This is a genomic window from Photobacterium sp. ABD4_091, assembly GCF_056160145.1.
The window spans coordinates 1,385,932-1,406,149 of the sequence record NZ_JBSWWQ010000002.1 but is presented as its reverse complement, the minus strand read 5'-3'; the positions used below and the strand labels follow the sequence as shown (position 1 = coordinate 1,406,149).

The following is a 20,218-nucleotide window of genomic DNA, read 5'->3' as shown; positions in this document are numbered from 1 at the left end:
GCGATTATATTAGTTGTATGTCACTGATTGTTCACAATCTACGTGCCCTGTTTTACGCAGGGCACGTCACACAAAGGGGCTTATAGCGCCTTGGTGTAGAAAGTCTTATAAGCACGGTACAGTTCGAAGATGTCGAACTTGGAAGAGAGCTCGAAAGGTGAGTGCATAGACAGCAGTGCAGCACCCGCGTCTATGGTGTTGATGCCATAATGCGCGAGGTATTTGGCAACCGTGCCGCCGCCCCCTTCATCAACCTTGCCCAGTAGGCCGGTCTGCCAGCTGATTTTATGCTCGTCGAAAATACGGCGCAGGGCAGCAACGTATTCGGCGTCTGCATCGTTGGAAGCGACTTTGCCACCATGGCCGGTGTATTTGGTCAGCACCAGCCCGTATCCCAGCTTGGAGGCATTCTGTGCGTCGTGAACAGATTCAAACAGCGGGTTGAGACCGGCGTTGACATCAGAAGACAGCGCATAGGATTGCCACAAGCAGCGGCGAAGCAACTGGTCGTTGTAGTTGCCGCCAGCCTGGCGGATCAACAGCTCACCAACGAAGAATTCCAGATAGCGCGATTCCAAGCCGGTTGCGCCAGAAGATCCGATCTCTTCTTTATCAACCAAGAAGCAGACTGCGGTTTGCTCGGGTGTTGGGATATCAAAGATGGCTTCCAGCGAGGTGTAGGCACAGATGCGATCATCCTGGCCGTAAGCGCCGATCAATCCCTGATCAATGCCGACATCGCGGGCGTTACCTGCCGGTACCAGCATCAGTTCTGCAGAGATGAAGTCGGTCTCGCTAATTTCGTATTTTTCGAATAGCTTGGTGAGCACATGATGTTTTACCTTGTCTTTGACTTTCTCATCATCAAAAGCCATGGGTACCGAGCCGACAATGATCTGAAGTTCTTCTCCTTTGAGCACTTCGTCAGCTTTGCGATCACGCTGCACTTTGCGGTCAAGGTGAGGAAGGAGATCCGGGATTGTGAAAACAGGATCAGACTCTTCTTCGCCTATCGCGATATCAACGCGGCGGCCAGATTTAGTCACGATGACACCATGCAGTGCAAGAGGGCGAGATGCCCATTGGTACTTTTTGATGCCCCCGTAATAGTGGGTTCGCATCAGTGCCAGTTCATGCTTTTCATGCATTGGGTTGGGTTTCAGATCCAGGCGAGGAGAGTCAATGTGCGAAACAACAAAGCGGATCCCATCTTGAATAGGTTGTTGACCAATAATCGCCAGCACGACGTTTTTATTTCTATTAATGAAGTAGGCTTTGTCACCAGGCTTGAGTTGTTCATATTCTTCTATTGGGCGGAAGCCTTGTTGTTGGGCTTTTTCAATGGCGACGTTTACGCATTGGCGTTCGGTTTTTCCTTTATTGAGGAAGTGTTTGTAGTCTTCGCAGAAATGATTGATGTCATTAACTTGGGTATTATCGAGATTTAACCAACCATTCGTATATTGCAGCGTTTCCATTGCTTATCTCCAAAAGGGCGATGAATTTCACCGTGAAGACTATCACTCTGCATTTGATGTTTAATGTGAGTTTGATCTGCTTATATAAACAAAATAATCAGATTTTAATTCTGATTTATTGATGGTTTTATAATTAAACATGCTTATTTTTTTGGTTTTTGGTGCTAGCGAGAAAGTGCTTGCTTACAGCCTGAATATCAAACTCTATATTGGTTTAACACTTATTACCACTAGGGGGAGAGGGTTTGAAAATATGAATTAAAGGTGTTTGAAATTAAAGCTACGGTAAGAGAAAAGCCTATAAAAAAGCATGTTTATTTTAACTCTATATTCCCCGTTTAAAGCTGTATAGCAAAGCAATACTTTTATTTCCATTAATCATTAGTTTTTCTAATGATAATCTTCAGTAAGCAACGTTCATCAAATTTATATAATTTTGTTGAAGCATGATCACACTCGTTTCCTGATTGAGTACAAATTCACTAAAAGTAGAATATTTACGTAAAAATTCACTATAGGAACGTTTTTAGTAGCTTTTGTGTAACAAATTAGGTGGGGTTTGTTTACAAAAAAGCGCTTTTAGTAAGGGCCAATATGACTTGGGTATCATAATGGTGGCTGATGTAGAATTTTATACTGGAATTGGGCGTTGCTCACAAAAAATATGGCATTACTAATTATAATCATCCATAAGTTTTACGAACAAGAAGCTATCACTGGGTAAAAGTTAAATTAGAAAAGAATTACCTACCCAGGAGAGATACGGCAGTCCTTTTGGTAACTATAGATATTTAAAATTAATATTTGGTTCTCATGAATGTTAGGGTCTGCAACAACTGATTTGTTTTAAGTGCACTCTATATACCTCGATGTGTTTGGAGTGTGGTGTGAAATAGCAATCGGTGAAAAATATGTCAGAACTATACGATGTCATTATTATCGGTGGCGGTGCTGGTGGAATGTCTGCTGGTGTCTACGCTGCACGCGGTAAAATGAAAACCCTGATCATTGAAGATAAAAGGAATACAGGTGGTCAGGCTGCAACAACCAGTGAAATGGAAAACTATCCCGGTATTTTGGAGGCCACCGGCCCGCAGCTGATGGATATGTTCCGGGAACACTGTAATAAATTCGGTGTGGAATTTGTTCGTGGTTTGGTTACCGGTATTTCTATTGCCGAAGATGGTTTCATTAAAACCTTGACCACCAACAAAGGCGAAACGTACCAGACCAAAAGCATTATTGTCGCAACAGGGGCAACTCCACGCATTCTGGGCATTACCGGTGAGTCTGAGTTCCGCGGTAAAGGGGTCTCATACTGCGCCACATGTGATGCTGACTTCTATGAAGAGCTTGATGTTGTGGTGGTTGGCTCGGGCAACACGGCAGTTGAAGAGTCTGTCTTCCTGACCAAGTTTGTCAATAAAGTCACCATGATTGTACTGCATGACCAGGGCATTCTCGACGCAGATAGGACTGCTCAGGAGCAGGCGTTTGCCAACGATAAAATCGAATTTGTCTGGAACTCTGTAGTGGAAGAAATCACCGGTGACGAACTGGTTAACGGCGTGAAGCTCAAGAACCTCAAAACTGGCGAGATCAGTGAACTGGCTGCTGACGGTGTGTTCATGTTTGTCGGTACGGTGCCAAAAACAGACTTTGTCAAAGAGTTAATCGAGCTGACACCACAAGGCTACGTCATTACCAATGACAAGCAGGAAACCAGTGTACCGGGCATTTTTGCCGTCGGTGATGTGACTGATAAATTCCTCCGCCAGGTGGTAACTGCTGCGGGTGACGGGGCCGTCGCCGCTGTGGCAGCCGACCGCTATATCGAGGAAGAAGAGAGTTGGCGCAAGTCGGTCTCGGAGTTTGGTGGCACAGCGATGGTGGCATTCTGGAACCCGCTAAGCAAAGAAAGCTTGGATGTGATAAACCAACTTGAGCTGAAGTGCAAAGACCACCCAGAACAGCGTGTTGTGACGATTGATACCTATAAGAGCCAGAACATTGCGAACCGTTTCTCGGTATCTGAAGTGCCTGTAGTGATTCGATTTGACGCTGGGCAGGAAGCCAAGCGAGTAGATGTTAAGGATATTACCGAGTTAGAAACTCTGTATTAAGGGAAACGCAATGATAGAACTAACCAAAGAAAACTTTGATGCCGAAGTGAAAACCGATGGCATCGTATTGGTGGATTTCTGGAGCGAAAACTGTGGCCGCTGCATCGAATTGATGCCAGAGGTGATGGCGCTGGCTGAGAAATACGGCGATGACATCAAGTTCTGCAAATTGAATATTCAAGGTAACCGTCGCCTGGCGATGGCGCAGAAAGTGATGGGGCTACCTTCTTTTGTTTTCTACCGTAACGGCGAGAAAGCAGAGCACCTTTCTGGTGAAGAGTTAGAAATCGAACATGTCGAAAGCATGCTCGAAAGCTTTGTGGCAGAGACTGCCTAAAGCACGAAAGAATTTGTATTGAATGGGTGAAAGCCCGTTGGCACAAATACACCGGTGAGCAATCACCATTATTAAACTATGTAATTTATGTAATCCGTACCCTTGGAGTGAACAATGCTCAAAGATAAGAAAGTCATTATCTTGGGAGACAGGGACGGTGTACCGGGCCAGGCAATTGAAGCCTGCATTAAAACAGCCGGTGCGCATGTTCTTTTCTCTACAACTGAGTGTTTCGTCTGAACCAGCGCAGGTGCTATGGATCTGGAAAACCAAAAGAGGATTAAAGGTTTCGCTGACGAGTTCGGCCCAGAGAATCTGGTTGTCGTCCTTGGCGGTGCAGAAGCGGAAGCTTCTGGCCTAGCGTGTGAAACCGTGACTAACGGCGATCCTACTTTTGCCGGACCATTGGCCGGAGTCCAGTTGGGACTCTCTTGTTATCATGTGGTTGAGCCGGAAATTAAAGACAATGTCGACGCTGCTATTTATGACGAGCAGGTCAGCATGATGGAAATGGTACTTGATGTCGATGCCATCGTGGCGGAAGTCAAAGAGTATCGTGAGCAATTTGGTAAGTATGTTTAATCGGGAGCAGAATTGTGTTCGCTAACAAAACAGTGATCATTCTGGGAGACCGTGATGGCGTACCTGGGCAGGCAATCGAAGCTTGCATGAAGACAACAGGTGCTCACGTTGCTTTCTCCACCACAGAATGTTTCGTCTGAACAAGCGCTGGCGCAATGGATCTTGAGAACCAAAAGCGGATTAAAGCCCTAGCCGATGAAAAAGGCGCCGAGAATCTGGTTGTGATTCTAGGTGGCGCAGAAGCGGAAGCTTCTGGCCTAGCGTGTGAAACCGTCACCACCGGTGATCCGACTTTTGCAGGACCATTGGCGGGAGTCCAGTTAGGACTCTCTTGTTATCACGTGGTTGAAGACGAAGTTAAAAATGCCGTCGATCCGGCTGTTTATGAAGAACAAGTTGGAATGATGGAAATGGTACTTGATGTCGATGCTATCAAAGCGGAAATGCAACAATACCGCAGCGAAACTGCATTAGCATAAGTATATCTCAATGCTGGTTCGGAGCTGTTTTCAAACAGGCAGGTTCGAACCTTTTATCCGGCTCGGATGCAGGAGTAACAATGGGATACGCAGTAATCAAAGGCGTGAGCTATGTGCTCGCCCATACCCCAGATGTGTTGATCCAACACGGTTCGGTGCAAGTTCAGACTAGGGCAAAAGACCCGTCAGACACTTACTTGCAGCAGTTGAAAGACCACCTTCGCCCCTTTGAAGAAGTGGTATCTTACCCCGCGAACCAGTGCTACATCGGAAACCTGACCCCACACCAGTTGGCAGAAATCCCCCTTCCTTGGTATGAAAACCATGACCATACCTCCCATGAAGGCAAGTTCGGTGAAATCTATAGCCAGCCCCAATTTTATGCCATGTTGAATCATGTTGATGTGTTCAACTTGGTCCACTTAACCCAGGAATTCATTGATACCTATCAGTCCAGTGCTGGCCACCATCCGCTTTATGGCGAGGTTGATTTATTAGCAGGCCACCAACTGATCAGCAAAGATGAGATCTTGGCGTTGGTTGAACATCATCAGGCCGAAGTGCTGATGATGAACGGCGAGTTGGTCGGCTGTGTCAAAGCCGCCCACGATGAGGATGAAAACCTCTCCGCCCATATCATGCTGGAAAACCTATGTACCAAAGCATCGGGCGTGATGGCTGCCATGCACCTCAAGCAGCAGGGTATTGAGCTTGATAACGTTGACTACATCATTGAATGCTCTGAAGAAGCCTGTGGTGATATCAACCAGCGCGGCGGCGGTAACTTCGCCAAAGCCATTGGTGAAATCATCGGCTGTAACCGCGCAACGGGCTCTGACGTACGTGGCTTCTGTGCGGCACCTGCCCACGCCATGACCTTGGCAGCAGCATTGGTGAAATCCGGCGTGTTCAAGAACGTGATGGTCGTTGCTGGTGGTGCGGTCGCCAAGCTGGGCATGAACGGGCGTGACCATGTGAAGCAAAATATGCCTGTTTTGGAAGACTGCTTGGCGGGCTTTGCCTGTATGGTGACTGAAAACGACGGCATCAGCCCGGAAATCAACACTGACATTATCGGTAGACACCAGATCGGTACCGGCTCATCGCCGCAGGCAGTCATGACTGCCCTGATCGCCAACCCGCTGAAAGCGGCGGGCATGAAGATGACTGATATCGACAAGTATTCGGTGGAGATGCAAAACCCAGAGATCACCAAGCCAGCCGGTGCTGGCAATGTGCCTGAGTCTAACTACAAGATGATTGCAGCATTGGCTGTGAAAGAAGGCCAGATGGAGCGCACCCAGCTTCCCGCTTTCGTCCAGCAGCATGGTATGACAGGCTTTGCCCCTACCCAGGGCCATATCCCATCAGGGGTGCCATTCCTTGGCTTTGGCCGTGAGATGATCGTCAACGGTGAAATCAACAATTTCATGATGGTCGGTAAAGGCAGCTTGTTCCTTGGTCGTATGACCAACCTGTTCGATGGCCTCAGCTTTGTGGTGCAGAAGAACAGTGGTAAGCAGGCAGAAGCCTTTGACGAGAATCAGGTGAAACAAGTCGTTGCGCAGGCAATGCGCGATGTGGCTGAGAACCTACTGTCCCCTAAACAGGGCAAGCAGTAACCGGAGGCTGAGATGTCGAATATCAATCAACAACTGGCCGACACCTTCAATGCCATGGCAGATGACTTGATGAGTGGTCAGTTTGGCAAAAAACTTCGCATCGGCCTGACTCTGATTGGCAGTGAGCACGGATCACCAGAATTATTGCGCGGGGCACAAATGGTTTCCCGCCAGTACAGTGATATCGAACCGGTGCTGATTGGCTGTGATGAACCAGATTGTGGCTTCGAATGTTATCCGGCAACGGATCTGCATGAGTGCCATAAGGTGATGGAAAGCCTGTTTGCCGAGCAGCAGCTCGATGGCTGCGTCACCCTTCATTACGCTTTCCCATTAGGAGTAAGCACCATGGGCAAGGTGGTCACACCGTCAACGGGGCGTGAGATGATCATCGCTTCTACGACAGGTACCACTGATACCCAGCGTCAGGCAGCCATGCTGAAAAATGCGATTTACGGTATCGCATTGGCGAAATCAACAGGGATAGAAAAGCCGACAATAGGTGTTCTCAATGTTGATGGAGCGGCGGTGTGTGAGCGTGCACTGCGCGAGCTGAAGCAGGGCGGTTACGATATCGAGTTTGCCCAATCTGGGCGTGCTGATGGCGGTATTGCCATGCGTGGCAACGATTTGCTGCAGGGCACACCGGATGTGATGGTGACCGATAGCCTGACAGGCAATCTCTTGATGAAAATGTTCTCGTCATTTACGACTGGTGGTAGTTATGAAGCTTCTGGCTTTGGCTATGGACCGGGGTTAGGTGAGGGCGCGACGAAACAACCTGTGAATATCATCTCACGGGCGTCAGGCGCACCGGTTGTGGCAGGAGCCATGAGGTTGTGTGCTGACGCTGCGAGAGGAGAGGTTATGAAGCGCGTTGACGAGGAATGGGAAGCCGCCACCCTTTCAGGGTTAAACAGTGTCTTGACCAAGTATTGCACGGCCAAGCCTGCTGCGGAGCAGACCGAAACAGTGGTTGCACCGCCGGAGAAAGTCACCGACGCAGAGATAGGCGGGATCGACATTCTTGCAATCGAAGATGCATGCCAGGCACTGTGGAAAGCGAACATTTTTGCCCGCACGGGGATGGGCTGTACCGGTCCTATCGTGTTGGTGGCAAAAAGTGATTTGGAGCAAGCAAAAACCAAATTAGTTGAGGCAGACTATATCAGCTAATTATGGATTTTTGCTTTAAATCCAGATAATTACACTATTCTGCTTTACTGGAATAGATCATCGGGTAGTTCGCTACCCTTACCGTCCACTTCAAAGGAATTAGAGATGACAGAGAAAATTCGTCTGACGCAGATGACCAAGAAAGCCGGGTGAGCCGCTAAAATAGGCCCCAAGGCCATGGCGCAGGTTCTGCAGTCCATTTCACCCCTATTTCCCGAACAAGCGTATCCCAATCTGATGGTTGGGCTGACGGTAAGCGATGATGCTGCCGTCTACAAAATCAACGACGATGTTGCCGTTATCCAAACATTGGATTTCTTTACTCCAATCGTGGATGACCCCTATGACTTCGGTGCCATTGCCGCGGCGAATGCCTTAAGCGATGTGTATGCCATGGGTGGTCAGGTAACACTGGCGATGAATATCTTTTGTGTGCCAACCGACCTTCCGCAGGAAGTCGTCGGCCAGATCCTCAAAGGCGGCGCGGAGAAAGTCCGTGAAGCTGGCGCGGTATTGGTTGGCGGTCATACCGTGGAAGACAGCGAGCCGAAATTTGGCTTGTCTGTGATGGGCACCATCCACCCGTCTAAAGTGCAAACCAAGGCGGCGGTGGAAAGTGGCGATGTCCTAGTACTGACCAAACCGATTGGTACTGGGTTGATCTCAACTGCAGCTAAACGCGGCAAAGCCAGTCAGGCGGCGATCCAAGCCTCGACTGACAGCATGAAAATGCTAAACCGCAAGGCGGCTGAGATTTTTGCCAACTACCCCGTTAAGGCTTGTACCGATGTCACTGGCTACTCTCTGCTGGGCCACGCCCACGAGATGGCTGAGAAAAGTGATATCTGTATGCACTTCAAGGCGGAGCAGGTGCCGTTCTTACTAGAAGCTGAAGACTATGCCGCCCAAGGGTTATTCCCTGGCGGGGCGAAGCGCAACCTCGATGCGTACCGCGAAGACATAGTGTTTGCTGATGGTTTGGATGAAAGTTGGCATCGCAAGCTGTGCTGCCCGGAAACCTCCGGTGGCCTGCTGGCAGCTGTACCGAAAGATTGTCTGGATGCGTTATTAACTGAATTTAGCAGTCAAGATGAACCCTGTTGGGTTGTCGGGTATGCCGAGGAAGGTTCTGGTCTTAAGGTCAGCTAACTCGGTCACTAATTAGGTTGTCCGGCCTCGGCCGAGGCCGGCACCTTGCTAAATCAATTCTATCTTGGGATCCCCTCCCATTTGACGCTTGTTTGGAGAAACACATGAAACTCGAACTAGGCAATATCCATGTTCGTGATCTGGCCTTTGGTCCAGTAAGCGAAGTCAAAGAAAATACTGTGGTCATCGATCAGCAGGCATTAATTGCCCATCTGACCGAGTTGGATCATCGTATCCGCTCGTTAGAACTGTCTATCGCCAAACCGGGTGACAGTACCCGTATTATGCCGGTTAAAGATGTTATCGAGCCGCGCGTTAAAGTCGGCTGCGAAGGCGATATCTTCCCAGGCCGCCATCTAGGCGAAGAAGCCATGGTCGGTGAAGGCCGTACCCATGTGCTAAAAGGCATGGCAGTGGTGACGACTGGTGAGATCGTTGGTTTCCAAGAAGGGATCATCGATATGAGTGGGCCGGGTGCGGATTATACGCCGTTCTCATCAACGCTTAACCTGGTTATCCAGTGTGAAGTGGATGACAGCTGTAACCAGTATGACCATGAAGGCGTGGTGCGTTTGGTGGGCCTAGAAGCCGCTCGTTGGATCGGTCGTTTGGCTGAGCATGTTGAGCCACAAGAGATTGAGACTTACGAAACCAAGCCATTGCTAGAGCAAGCTGCAGAGTTCCCGCACCTACCGAAGGTGGGTTATGTCTACATGCTGCAAAGCCAAGGCTTGCTGCACGACACATACTACTACGGTGTTGATGTGAAGGGCATTCTGCCAACATTGATGTACCCAACGGAAGTGATGGACGGTGCGATCATCAGTGGTAACTGTGTATCGGCTTGTGACAAGAACACCAGTTTTGTTCACCAGAACAGCCCGGTCATTTACGACCTATACCGCCACCACGGCACCAAGTACAACTTCATGGGTGTTATCGTGACAAACGAGAACGTCACCCTGAAAGATAAAGAGCGTTCTTCGAACTTCACCGTCAAGCTTGCCAAACAAATGGGCTGGGAAGCGGCGATTGTCAGTGAAGAAGGCTTTGGTAACCCTGATGCCGACTTGATGATGAACTGTGCCAAGTTGGAAGCTGCTGGTATCAAGACCGTATTGCTGACTGACGAATATGCTGGCCAGAACGGCGAAAGCCAGTCATTGGCTGACTCACACAAGAGTGCCGATGCGGTGATCACCAACGGTAACGCTAACCAGCTAGTGACATTGCCAGCGATGAATACTGTGATTGGCCATGACCGCTACGCAGACGTGGTTGCAGGTGGATTTAATGGCAGCTTGCATGAAGACGGTTCAATCACTGTAGAACTACAGGCGATTATCGGTGCAACCAGTGAGCTTGGTTTCCATACCCTCACCACCAAAGCTAGCTAAGCGAGGACACTCTAATGACAATTAAAGTCGTATATTACTTAAACCAGTTCTTCGCCCAAAAAGGTGGTGAAGAGATGGCCCACACTCCAATGGAAGTGGTTGAAGGGACTATCGGTGTAGGCACGCAAGTGAACACCATGCTTCAGGACAAAGCGGAAGTTACCCATACCATCGTCTGTGGTGACTCTTACTTCAATGAAAATGAAAGCCTATGTTGCCACGGCTTGCAGGAAATCTTAGCCCAGCTAAAGCCTGATCTTGTTGTGGCAGGTCCAGCCTTCAACGCAGGCCGTTACGGCATGGCTTGTGGTACGGTAGCGAAAGTCGCGCATGAAATGGGGATTACTACCATTTCAGGCATGTACATCGAAAACCCAGGCTACGAATTATTCCGCCAGTACGCCTACATGGTTGAAACAGGCAACAGCGCAGCGAGTATGCGTAAAGCGATTCCTGCCATGGTGAACATGATTAACCGTTTCATCGATACAGAAGGTGAAATGGGCTCACCAGAAGAAGCGGGCTACATGCCTCGCGGTATCCGCGTAAACTTCTTCGCGGACAAACGCGGTTCCGAGCGTGCGGTTGACTTGCTGATTAATAAGCTATCGGGCAATGAGTTCACCACGGAATACCCAATGCCGGTATTTGACCGTGTTGAGCCTCAGCCTCCGGTTGAAATGCTTAGCACTGCCAAGTTTGCGCTAGTGACTTCAGGCGGTGTTGTGCCTAAGGGCAACCCAGATCATATCGAGTCTTCCAGCGCATCGAAGTACGGTGAGTACAGTATCCAGGGCCTAGAGACCTTGACTGAAGATACTCACGAAACTGCTCACGGTGGTTATGACCCAGTGGCATGTAATCACAATCCTAACCGCGTACTGCCTGTTGATGTACTTCGCGACATGGAACGTGAAGGCGTCATTGGCAGCTTGCACGACATGTTCTACACCACAGTGGGTAACGGTACTGCGGTAGCGAAAGCCAAGGAATATGGTGCAGAAATTGCGATGAAGCTTCAGAAAGCCGGGGTGACAGCCGCTATCTTCACCTCCACTTGAGGCACTTGCACACGTTGCGGCGCAACGATGGTCAAAGAAATCGAGAAAGTTATGCCTGTAGTTCACATTGCAACTGTTGTTCCTATTTCGAAAACAGTCGGTGCGAACCGTATTATTCCAGCTGTTGCTATTCCTCACCCATTGGGTGACCCGAATATGCAGCCGAAGGAAGAGAAATACATGCGTCGTCAATTGGTTGAGAAGGCATTAAGTGCGCTTCAGACTAAGATCGACGATCAAACGGTATTCTAAGTCGAGCCTTGTGTAATTTCCCAATTACATGAGACCAAGCCAGCCGGAAACGGCTGGCTTTTTTATTTTATACCTAAGTTACCTCAAGGTGCTGAACCTATATCTTGAAGTAGCTTGGGTATATTCCTAGATGTAATAAAGATATCACGTATGTACGTGGCTAAATAACCTTTAGTGGTTTATGGTTATTGGTGGTGGTTTTTGACTAAAAGACTGTGCACCTATGGTTGGTTTTTCTTTAATTTGTGACATCGACTCATAAAGGATACTTTGAAATCAAATTTAAACCATTCTCAATGGCAAATTTTTAAAATTATATATTAAAAATATTATGCTTATATCTTAAATAATTAAATAGTTTGATTTTTGAAATCGATGATGAAGCAAGTTTATTTATTGTTATGTCAATAAATAGGAATAAAAATAATAATTAGAGATGAAAAAAGACAACAAATTTATCATATGGTGAATATATTTATGGTTGGTTTGAAATTACTTATGACTATCGGAGGAATATTTGCGTTATCGACATTTTCGGTATTCGCCGCCACGGCAGATAATCCCTTGGATGGGAAATTTGTAGTCAAGAGTGAGTTTGGTTGGCTGGCCCAAAAGCTTGAACCCGCATCGTCGCTTTCAATCAACCAGATGCATAGTTGGTCTTTGATGATTACTGATAGCACTGGAAGGGCGACTAGCTGCAGTCCACAGCCGATCAAAGGAGGCATGCCTGCCCATCGGCATGGGTTACCGACCCAACCGCAATGGCATCAAGAACAAGGAACCGGTCGATACCGAATCGATGGCTTGAAATTTCAAATGCCGGGATTGTGGCAGGTAATTTTCTCTTGCATAGATGATAGTGAGCGTAACCATGAATTTACCTTTGAGTTTATGCTGTAAGCGCTTCATTTATCTATTGCTTTGCACTGTGGTACTCGGGTGCCCGGGCGAGGGGCCGGTTTTACGCCACCAGTGGAGCCAAGGTGATCTAAAGCTGCTTCAGTCACTTCAATTATCTAGTCTTCCCTCCATAACCGATCCTGGAAATGCTTTTATTGGTAGTGATGCCGCAGCCCAGTTGGGAAAGAAGCTTTTCTTTTCACCACAGCTCAGCCGAAAAGGCGATATCTCCTGCGCCCATTGTCACCAGCCCAAACACTACTTCACATCAGGTAAACCGTTAGACGGCAAGCGAAATACCCCCACCGTGGTTGGGAGTGCCGCTTTTACCTGGCAGTTCTGGGATGGCAGAGCAGATAGCTTGTGGTCACAGGCTTTATTTCCGCTAGAGGATCCGACTGAACATGCATTGAGTCGGCTTGAGGTGGTCCACATTGTGCTTGATGAATTTCTCGATGACTACAAAGCGGCTTTTGGGAAAACGGAGCAACTGACGAGTTTCCTTAGGGAAAAGGCATCCTTGCCAAGACAAGCCTCACCGGTGAACAGTGCTGAAAAGTGGAATTTGTTAACCGATGAACAGCAAACCCAAATTAACCACGTCTACTCACTGATAGGAAAGGCTCTGGCAGCCTATCAAGCTAGGCTAATGCCTGCTGAGTCGCGGTTTGATCGGTATGTCGATGCTGTAACTTCACAAGATTATGAATCTGCAGAAAACTTATTGAGCCCAGCTGAAGAGGCCGGGCTTCGTTTGTTTATTAGCGACCGGGGGCGCTGCATCCGTTGCCATAGTGGCCCATTGTTTTCCAATGGTGGTTTTACAGCAACCGCCGTTCCTGATAGTCAGCATGATGAAGGTCGGTTGGCGATCATTTCTCAACTTTCAACGAATGAATTCAATTGTCTGAGTCAATATGCCGATGAGGGTGAGGGCAGTTGTGATGAGTTAATCTATGCGAAAACAGAAGGGGAAGAGTTACGCCATGCGTTTAAAGTCCCTACACTTCGCAATATAAGTTTAACTGCACCTTACATGCATAATGGTTCATTTAATGAGCTCTCTGAGGTGTTGGACTATTATAATCGGTCGCCTCGCAATGGCCTGAGTCACACGGAATTAGAGCCGCTTTACCTATTTCCTTACCAACTTAAACAGCTAGAGAAATTTTTATTATCACTTGAAAGTGGAATAGCCCCATCATCCGTATGGGCGCAATCCCTTAGCAAGGAGACAATTAAATGAAAAATACCTGCTTGTTGTTATTGAGCCTGTTTTCATTACCTACATGGGCGCATGTTCGGTGGTTTGTGAATTCATCACAATACCCGGATGTCAGCTTACCGGTTGATCCTCTTTTCTATTCGATATTAGCGGCTGTTCTTGGTTTTTGTCTCTTTGCTTATATTGTCACTCGGCAAGGGGTGCTTGGTTCGGTCACATCCAATCCTGTTATGACGGACTCTTTCTTTTTTTGGCGTATTCTAACCGTTGTCATGGCATTGTTTTTTATTCTCAATGTGGTATTGGGTGAGTTTATTGCCCCTAACCTTCAACTGGATACGGGGCGTGAGCTAGTCGGCGTGTGCTTGCAAGTGGCTGTTGCTACCGTTATGGTCTTTTCAGTATCAATCAGCGGTTTCATGATTTTATTGATCGCATTGGCCTCGAGCATTTTGTTGCCATTTTCCGCTGTGATTGATTATCTTCCCGAGCTTCTGGGGATAGGGGGCGCATTGGTATTGATAGGGCCTTATATCACCCCTTTTGATAAGAAGATATTTAGCCGCATTGCTTATCATCTCGGTGGGCGAGGAACAGCCGTGATGTTGCTGCGTTTCATGCTGGGGCTACAATTGTTGATTTTGGGGGTACACAATAAACTTATGCTGCCGGGCTTATCGCTAACTTTTCTTGAGATGTACCCCTATTATAATTTTTTCCAGTTACTGGGCTGGGAAGCTTTCAGTCATTTACATTTTGTCTGGTTTGTCGGCTTAAGTGAGTCGTTACTGGGGTTAATGTTGATGTTTGGTTTTGCTAACCGGTTAGTGGTGGGTTTGCTAGCAACTATCTTTGTGATTACAACCTATGTCGCGGGCCCGACTGACTTGTTGGGACACCTTCCCATTTTTGCTATAGCCTTTATTTTGTTGTGTGAGTCGGTTAACAAAGTGCCTAATGTGATGACTGTTAAAACAACAGGGTGAAACGTGGGACTAAACACCAAAAAGCCAGCCTATAAACAGGCTGGCTTTTTGATTGGATGCTTACTCGTACTCTGAAGCGTACGTTTCTTCGTAAGTGTGCGAGTAAAGCTCGAACAGGTTGCCGAACGGGTCTTCTAGGTAAACCATTTTAGCTGGCTTGTTATCATCTTCTGGGTGGTAGCGCATGATATCCATACGTACTTTACCGCCGAACTTTTCAACGTTTTCAATCGTCGCCGCGAAGTCGTCAGTTTGCAGGCAGAAGTGGAAAATACCCAGGCGTGAAAAATCAACCTCGTGGCGTTCTTGGCGGTCTTTCATTTCGAACAGCTCAACACCAATGCCATCAGTAGTGACCAGGTGGGCAATATTGAAACCTTTGAAGCCTTCACCGAAAACTGCAATACACATTCTGCCGATGGCGGTCTCGCGCTCTTCAATGACTTTGGTGTTACCCATAACGACTTTCAGGCCAAGAGCATTGGTATAAAACTCAACTGCTTTATCCATATCGCCGACCATGATTGAGGCTAATCCCAATATTGAAAGCTTATCAAATTAAATATTAAACTTATAAAAACAATATCTTATATTTTAATATTTAGTTCTTTTCACATTGACAATAGTTGGCTATCGACTACTGTGGATATTGAATGTTAATCAATTAAAGGAAAAATATGAGAACTGGCATTTTAAAAGAACTATCTTTGTTAAATGATGCCCTATCATTAGAATACTACGATTACCTATTTAATGTATTTCCTAGCAGATCTACAGAAAAAAAACAAAAAATGATAGTGAATATCTATTCATCATTCTGCTTTTTGACAAAAAATAGCCAATATGCAGCAATTGATATTTTAAATAGTGAATCCAATTTTAACAAGCACTTTGAATTACTTGTTGGCTATATCTACCATGAAGTACAAGGAACAGAAAAAACTAAATATACGTATCTATGTCAATTCAAAAAAGCTTTTAAAAAAATTGCAGCAGACAAAAAAATCTACTTCAATGACTTGAAAATTACCCTTTATGACTTAAGTGCTGACGCACAACGTTGCATAGAAAAGTACTGTGGGTTAAATATTGATATAGATAAACTTAATTATCTTAACGGTTGGCAAGTGCTTTCAAAGGATGGAACAGAAATTGAGTTACATCTCGATTCTATCTATGTTGCATACGGGGATAAATTTACACAACAGATTCATAAGGCAGTTTCAAATTACGTTCATACTCAGAAGGTAGAAACCTCACGCTATCATGTTGCCAACTTGAAAGCATTTTTCATGGTGATGATTCAAGTATGCCCAGGCAGCAAAGCTATTCACAAAAGTCTTAGTAGCCCCCACGTTCAAAGCTTTTTTCATGACATAATGAATGTTTGGTTTGCCTTGCATCTTAGCAGAGGTAACGAAGCTAAAAATTTTTTTATTATCTGGAAAAACGCAGTAAAATTATACAGCGAATGTTTTATTGATACTCACATCTTCGATGCCCCCGCAAAGCCTTTTATCATCCCAAGGTGGAAGTCACCTCAAAATACAGCTCCAACTTTCTCCATTGGCGGTCAGGCGACTAAAAAGGAAAAGGAACGTTGGTTCGCAGATATTCCTATTAAAATAAAAGATGAAGACGCAGTAGAGGTTATTCGCTCAAGGATCGTTAAAGATTTAGCGTACATTCGCCACGTGTGTATGACAAAATTTGAAGAATTTATAGAAAGAGAGCAGAGAAATACTCACTTTATTCAAACAGGGGGTGTTAAACCTCTTCCGACCACTACAAACAGTACTATTTGCAGAGGTTTTGTCGGAGAGAAAAATTTGGCCAATACGGTTGCAACTTTTTATACACATGGTTTTTATTCAAATAGACATAGTGATTATGCTGAATTCTTAGGTTTTAAAGGTAAGGCGAGCAAGCTACAAAAAGAGTTAAACTTACCCTCGGCATCAACTTTAGCGGTATTGTCAACATTACTCGTAATCGAACACCCTCAAATTACTCCAGCATGGTTAGCTCAATGGGAGTTATTTGATAAAAAGGGTAAACAAATAGGCTTTAAGAAATCGAATAATCAATATTTAGCGGTGAGTTGCAAAGAGCGAAAAGGACACGCTAATGCTCAGCAGGCCATTGTTTTAAATGATTTTTCAAAAAAATTGGTTGAATTCATAATCAAGCACACATCATTTTCTCGTGAATACTTAAAATTAAATGGTAAGCCTACTTGGAGAAAAATGCTTCTCACTGCAAAGATTACGACTGTAACCCCAGTTAGCCAAATTGGAAATCTTGAGAGAGCGTCTGACTATTTAAAATGGTTAAGTAACCCATTACTCTTTGAATCTAACACCTCGATGTCACAAACCGATGCGATGAAACTTGCCGACCTAATCTCTATGCGCTCAATACGTAAGCATAGAGGCTTTCAAATTTATCTCGAAACCCGCTCAATGACAGCTGTTGCTGAGGCATTGGGGCATAAGCAATTAGACTTGGTGATATTATCTTCGTATCTTCCTGAGCCTCTCATAGACTTTTTCAATGAACGCTGGATACGTCAGTTCCAAAATGCAATTCTTCTTGAAGCGATGAAAGATTCTGAATATCTATTAGATGCTGTCGATTTGACCACTGAAGATATTGAGGAGTTTCTTTCTAATCATGGTCTTGGCCACCTTCCTTCTCACTTTGATCATGGCTTTAAAGTAACAACTTACGACAATGTCCAGCAAGAGCCTTCTTTTGACGAAATGACATTCCTGATTTCGACATCGTTATTGCAGTTGCTCATAGCCATTAGAGCTATTGTCGAAAACGATAAAACCAGACATAACTTCTTAGATATCGTAAGTGACTGGTACCAGTCTGCTGTATTTGTTCTGAGCTCTTTGTCTACAGAGCAATATAACGCCGATAAAGATCTAGCGTCAATGCTTCTCGAAGCTAATGCGAATCCACTAGACATCAATTTAATTCGAGGGGCGTTAATATGCTGAGAATTGTCGAAGAAATTATTGATGGAAAGACAAAATTTGAAGACTTAGAGCAACAAGAATTAGTACAACTGATTCAGGAATCTACTGTCAATGGTGATTACAGAGCGCTTCAAAAGTTAACAAATATATACACAGGGATTTATGACTACAGTGACCGTAAACCTTGGTGGCTTCTATCTGATTTTGATGCTGATATATGGTTGATTGACTTTACTGATGAAGAGAAACGGGTCAAGAAGAAGTCAAACACTATACGAAAGGTGCTAAATTGGGGGAATGTCCATCTTGATAATGGAGAGTCACTAACAGCGATCCAACACAAAAAGCTACTAAATAGCTTTAAATATTGGGTAACTGCTGTAGATAATCCTTTGGAAAATGGTGGCAAGCTAGTTAAGACGAAAACTGCTTACGTAACCTTCAATCGTGTCGTTCACTTAATCAACGCAATATTGCTGCACTCAAAATCACTAAAACTCTCTCGGCTGCAATTACAAAATGTGGACGATGATTTTTGGCAGAGCATCCTTATACAAATTGCAGTGCATGGAAATGTGGCAGGAATATATGAACCAGATTTTCGCGTCAAGAAAATATTGGATAAAGAAAGCCAAAGCATTACAGATGAACAAGCAATACAGTTTACAAAAGACTATCCGTACCTATCAAAAAGCTTGGCTAGTGATGATATAAAGCTTTCGTTGAATGACAGAGTAAAAGCTTGTGCATGGCTCTTTGAGCAAGGTTTCTATAGAGATAATCGTGGAGCTCCTAAACTTGAAGGCAATTCTGCTGTTCTAAGCTCGTTACTATTTTCTAATAAAGTTTTAAGCACTGATTTTTCATTTCCTCCTTACCCTGAGTTGAGTCTAACAGCACCTTTACTTACAACAGAATTCCCCGCAGTGCTAAACATAAGCTCCGAAATGTCTCAAGATAGTATCTCTGCTTATATTAGCGCAATGCGCCTTATTTGCACTAATCAGGAACGAGAGGATGCTGCCTCACCTCAACCAATCGGTCAGTACATAACGGCAGTTAGCGTAAGTCAAAATGAATTTGTGAAATTAAAAAGAACGGGACGGACACGTTCCATTCCTCCTGAGTTTGTTTTTAATTTAATTTGTCAATGCTATGAGTTTGCTAAAGAACATTTACCTGTAGGGGATTTAATTAATACTGCTGAACCATCGCTACTCCATGAAGTTTTGCATTGCTTAACTGAGGGATTAGCGAAGGACGCAAAAAATAAATCAAACTCATACAGACCAAACCGGAAAACTAAAACCTTTAATGAAGCTCTTCATGGTCATTTACCTACATCTGAGCGTGGTCACTGGTTTAGGTGCGAGGCAATTAATTGCTTGACTAATGATTATATCAACAAAGGCATTAAACAAATCAATAAGTTTGATATTCATGTTTTAAATCGACACAATAGAATTAGAGCGAACGAGAGCTTGTTCGATTTGTTTGATGTTCTTCAAGGCTCTATTCAAATTCTTGTTGGTGCAATCATGGCAAGGCGTCAACATGAATTAATAAGTTTGAAAGCTCATGGCAACTTGTCACCTAATACCAGCCCATTCTCAGAGAAAGGGGCTACCTCCAACTACAGCTTAATATTCAAGGTTAAAAAGACGGGGGTAGGTGGCAAAAAAGGTATGAATGAAACAGTAGAAAGACCAGTACCACGATCTATCGCTAAGTGTATTTGGCAGCTTGAGCAGTTCAATATTCAAGCTGTTAAACGAAACCTGAACAAAGGTCCTCTTTCTTTATTTAATTGTTTGAGTTCAAAGTCCTGCCGGTTGAGCTGTGTAACTTATGCAACTTTCAATAATCACCTTGACTCAGTATGTGATTATTTTGAAACACCTTTAGTGCAGTACGACACAGGTGAATATTACCGTAATTACATACGTCAGCATCAACTTAGACGATTTTTTGCAATGGCTTTTTTTTGGTCTAAGCGTTTTAAAGGTATGGAGGCTCTGCGTTGGATGTTAGCTCATTCAGATATAGAGCACTTATATCACTATATTTCTGAATCAGAGCCTGGCGCTGTGCTTATGGGCGTTAAAGCTACAACCATAACTCGTAGCATCATTGAACCTACATCCGAGCTCTATGATACAGAAGAAATTGAGATGATACGCAAGGTCATCGCAAAGCGTGTGCTAGGCGATGAATCTAAAGCTGTAGAGCTTTGCACCTTGAGTGATGCCTATATGTACTACGAGGATGAATCCTACAAAACCGTACCTCACATCAGTCAAATACAGAAAGAACAAGCCATTGAGAATGAAATCATAGATATGCTTGAAGTAGGTTCGATTACATTAGAGCCAGAGTTTTTGACCGTTACAGACGCTAATGGTGACGAAGTGCGAACATTTAACTTAATACTGAAAATAAAAGACCTTGATTAAGGGGTACT

General features: G+C 45.2%; 16 protein-coding genes. 14 read left to right on the top strand and 2 right to left on the bottom strand.

All coding sequences use genetic code 11. The features are described from left to right. Nucleotides 1-80: 80 nt before the first annotated feature. Nucleotides 81-1,478, bottom strand: coding sequence for an aminopeptidase (locus ACXAGQ_RS20785; protein ID WP_475256437.1), 1,398 nt, complete (start codon nucleotides 1,476-1,478; stop codon nucleotides 81-83). Nucleotides 1,479-2,389: 911 nt separating this feature from the next. On the opposite strand from ACXAGQ_RS20785, the gene trxB reads away from it, so the two are divergent. From trxB to ACXAGQ_RS20725, 12 genes are all read left to right on the top strand, one after another. Continuing rightward, entirely contained in the window at nucleotides 2,390-3,601 is a 1,212-nt protein-coding gene (trxB, locus tag ACXAGQ_RS20780; RefSeq protein ID WP_475256435.1) for a thioredoxin-disulfide reductase, read from the top strand. Nucleotides 3,602-3,611: 10 nt separating this feature from the next. After that, a complete protein-coding gene (gene trxA / locus ACXAGQ_RS20775; protein ID WP_475256433.1) occupies nucleotides 3,612-3,938 on the top strand; it encodes a thioredoxin TrxA in 327 nt (108 codons plus the stop codon). 114 nt (nucleotides 3,939-4,052) lie between these two features. Continuing rightward, nucleotides 4,053-4,520 (top strand): glycine/sarcosine/betaine reductase complex selenoprotein A, encoded by a 468-nt coding sequence (gene grdA / locus ACXAGQ_RS20770; protein ID WP_082008543.1) that lies wholly within the window; start codon nucleotides 4,053-4,055, stop codon nucleotides 4,518-4,520. A gap of 14 nt (nucleotides 4,521-4,534) precedes the next feature. Then, nucleotides 4,535-4,999 carry a glycine/sarcosine/betaine reductase complex selenoprotein A gene (gene grdA / locus ACXAGQ_RS20765; protein ID WP_157097639.1) on the top strand — a complete coding sequence of 155 codons (465 nt, stop codon included), beginning with the start codon at nucleotides 4,535-4,537 and terminating at the stop codon, nucleotides 4,997-4,999. Nucleotides 5,000-5,079: 80 nt separating this feature from the next. Further along, nucleotides 5,080-6,621: a glycine/sarcosine/betaine reductase complex component C subunit beta gene (gene grdC, locus ACXAGQ_RS20760; RefSeq protein WP_475256431.1), complete on the top strand. Its 1,542-nt coding sequence runs from the start codon at nucleotides 5,080-5,082 to the stop codon at nucleotides 6,619-6,621. A 12-nt stretch (nucleotides 6,622-6,633) separates the two neighbouring features. Further along, a complete protein-coding gene (grdD, locus tag ACXAGQ_RS20755) occupies nucleotides 6,634-7,797 on the top strand; it encodes a glycine/sarcosine/betaine reductase complex component C subunit alpha (RefSeq protein ID WP_475256430.1) in 1,164 nt (387 codons plus the stop codon). A 105-nt stretch (nucleotides 7,798-7,902) separates the two neighbouring features. After that, nucleotides 7,903-8,946, top strand: coding sequence for a selenide, water dikinase SelD (selD, locus tag ACXAGQ_RS20750; protein WP_475256428.1), 1,044 nt, complete (start codon nucleotides 7,903-7,905; stop codon nucleotides 8,944-8,946). A gap of 104 nt (nucleotides 8,947-9,050) precedes the next feature. After that, nucleotides 9,051-10,343 (top strand): glycine/sarcosine/betaine reductase component B subunit, encoded by a 1,293-nt coding sequence (locus ACXAGQ_RS20745; RefSeq protein ID WP_475256426.1) that lies wholly within the window; start codon nucleotides 9,051-9,053, stop codon nucleotides 10,341-10,343. 14 nt (nucleotides 10,344-10,357) lie between these two features. Beyond that, nucleotides 10,358-11,656, top strand: a complete 1,299-nt coding sequence (gene grdB / locus ACXAGQ_RS20740; RefSeq protein ID WP_475256424.1) for a glycine reductase complex selenoprotein B — start codon at nucleotides 10,358-10,360, stop codon at nucleotides 11,654-11,656. 477 nt (nucleotides 11,657-12,133) lie between these two features. After that, nucleotides 12,134-12,559 (top strand): hypothetical protein, encoded by a 426-nt coding sequence (locus tag ACXAGQ_RS20735; RefSeq protein WP_475256423.1) that lies wholly within the window; start codon nucleotides 12,134-12,136, stop codon nucleotides 12,557-12,559. Next, complete coding sequence (locus tag ACXAGQ_RS20730; protein WP_475256421.1) at nucleotides 12,531-13,805, top strand: cytochrome-c peroxidase; 1,275 nt, start codon at nucleotides 12,531-12,533, stop codon at nucleotides 13,803-13,805. Before ACXAGQ_RS20735 ends, ACXAGQ_RS20730 begins: the two co-directional genes overlap by 29 nt. Continuing rightward, nucleotides 13,802-14,770 carry a hypothetical protein gene (locus ACXAGQ_RS20725; protein WP_475256419.1) on the top strand — a complete coding sequence of 323 codons (969 nt, stop codon included), beginning with the start codon at nucleotides 13,802-13,804 and terminating at the stop codon, nucleotides 14,768-14,770. The genes ACXAGQ_RS20730 and ACXAGQ_RS20725 overlap by 4 nt, the downstream gene beginning before the upstream one ends. A 60-nt stretch (nucleotides 14,771-14,830) precedes the next feature. Here the strand turns inward: ACXAGQ_RS20725 and ACXAGQ_RS20720 are convergent, their stop codons facing one another. Continuing rightward, nucleotides 14,831-15,292 carry a VOC family protein gene (locus tag ACXAGQ_RS20720; protein WP_475256649.1) on the bottom strand — a complete coding sequence of 154 codons (462 nt, stop codon included), beginning with the start codon at nucleotides 15,290-15,292 and terminating at the stop codon, nucleotides 14,831-14,833. A 155-nt stretch (nucleotides 15,293-15,447) separates the two neighbouring features. Between ACXAGQ_RS20720 and ACXAGQ_RS20715 the strand changes: the two genes are divergently transcribed. Continuing rightward, a complete protein-coding gene (locus tag ACXAGQ_RS20715) occupies nucleotides 15,448-17,778 on the top strand; it encodes a hypothetical protein (protein WP_475256418.1) in 2,331 nt (776 codons plus the stop codon). Beyond that, the gene (locus ACXAGQ_RS20710) at nucleotides 17,772-20,210 is read left to right on the top strand and encodes an integrase (protein WP_475256417.1); all 2,439 of its coding nucleotides are present in this window, start codon (nucleotides 17,772-17,774) and stop codon (nucleotides 20,208-20,210) included. Before ACXAGQ_RS20715 ends, ACXAGQ_RS20710 begins: the two co-directional genes overlap by 7 nt. Nucleotides 20,211-20,218 lie beyond the last annotated feature (8 nt).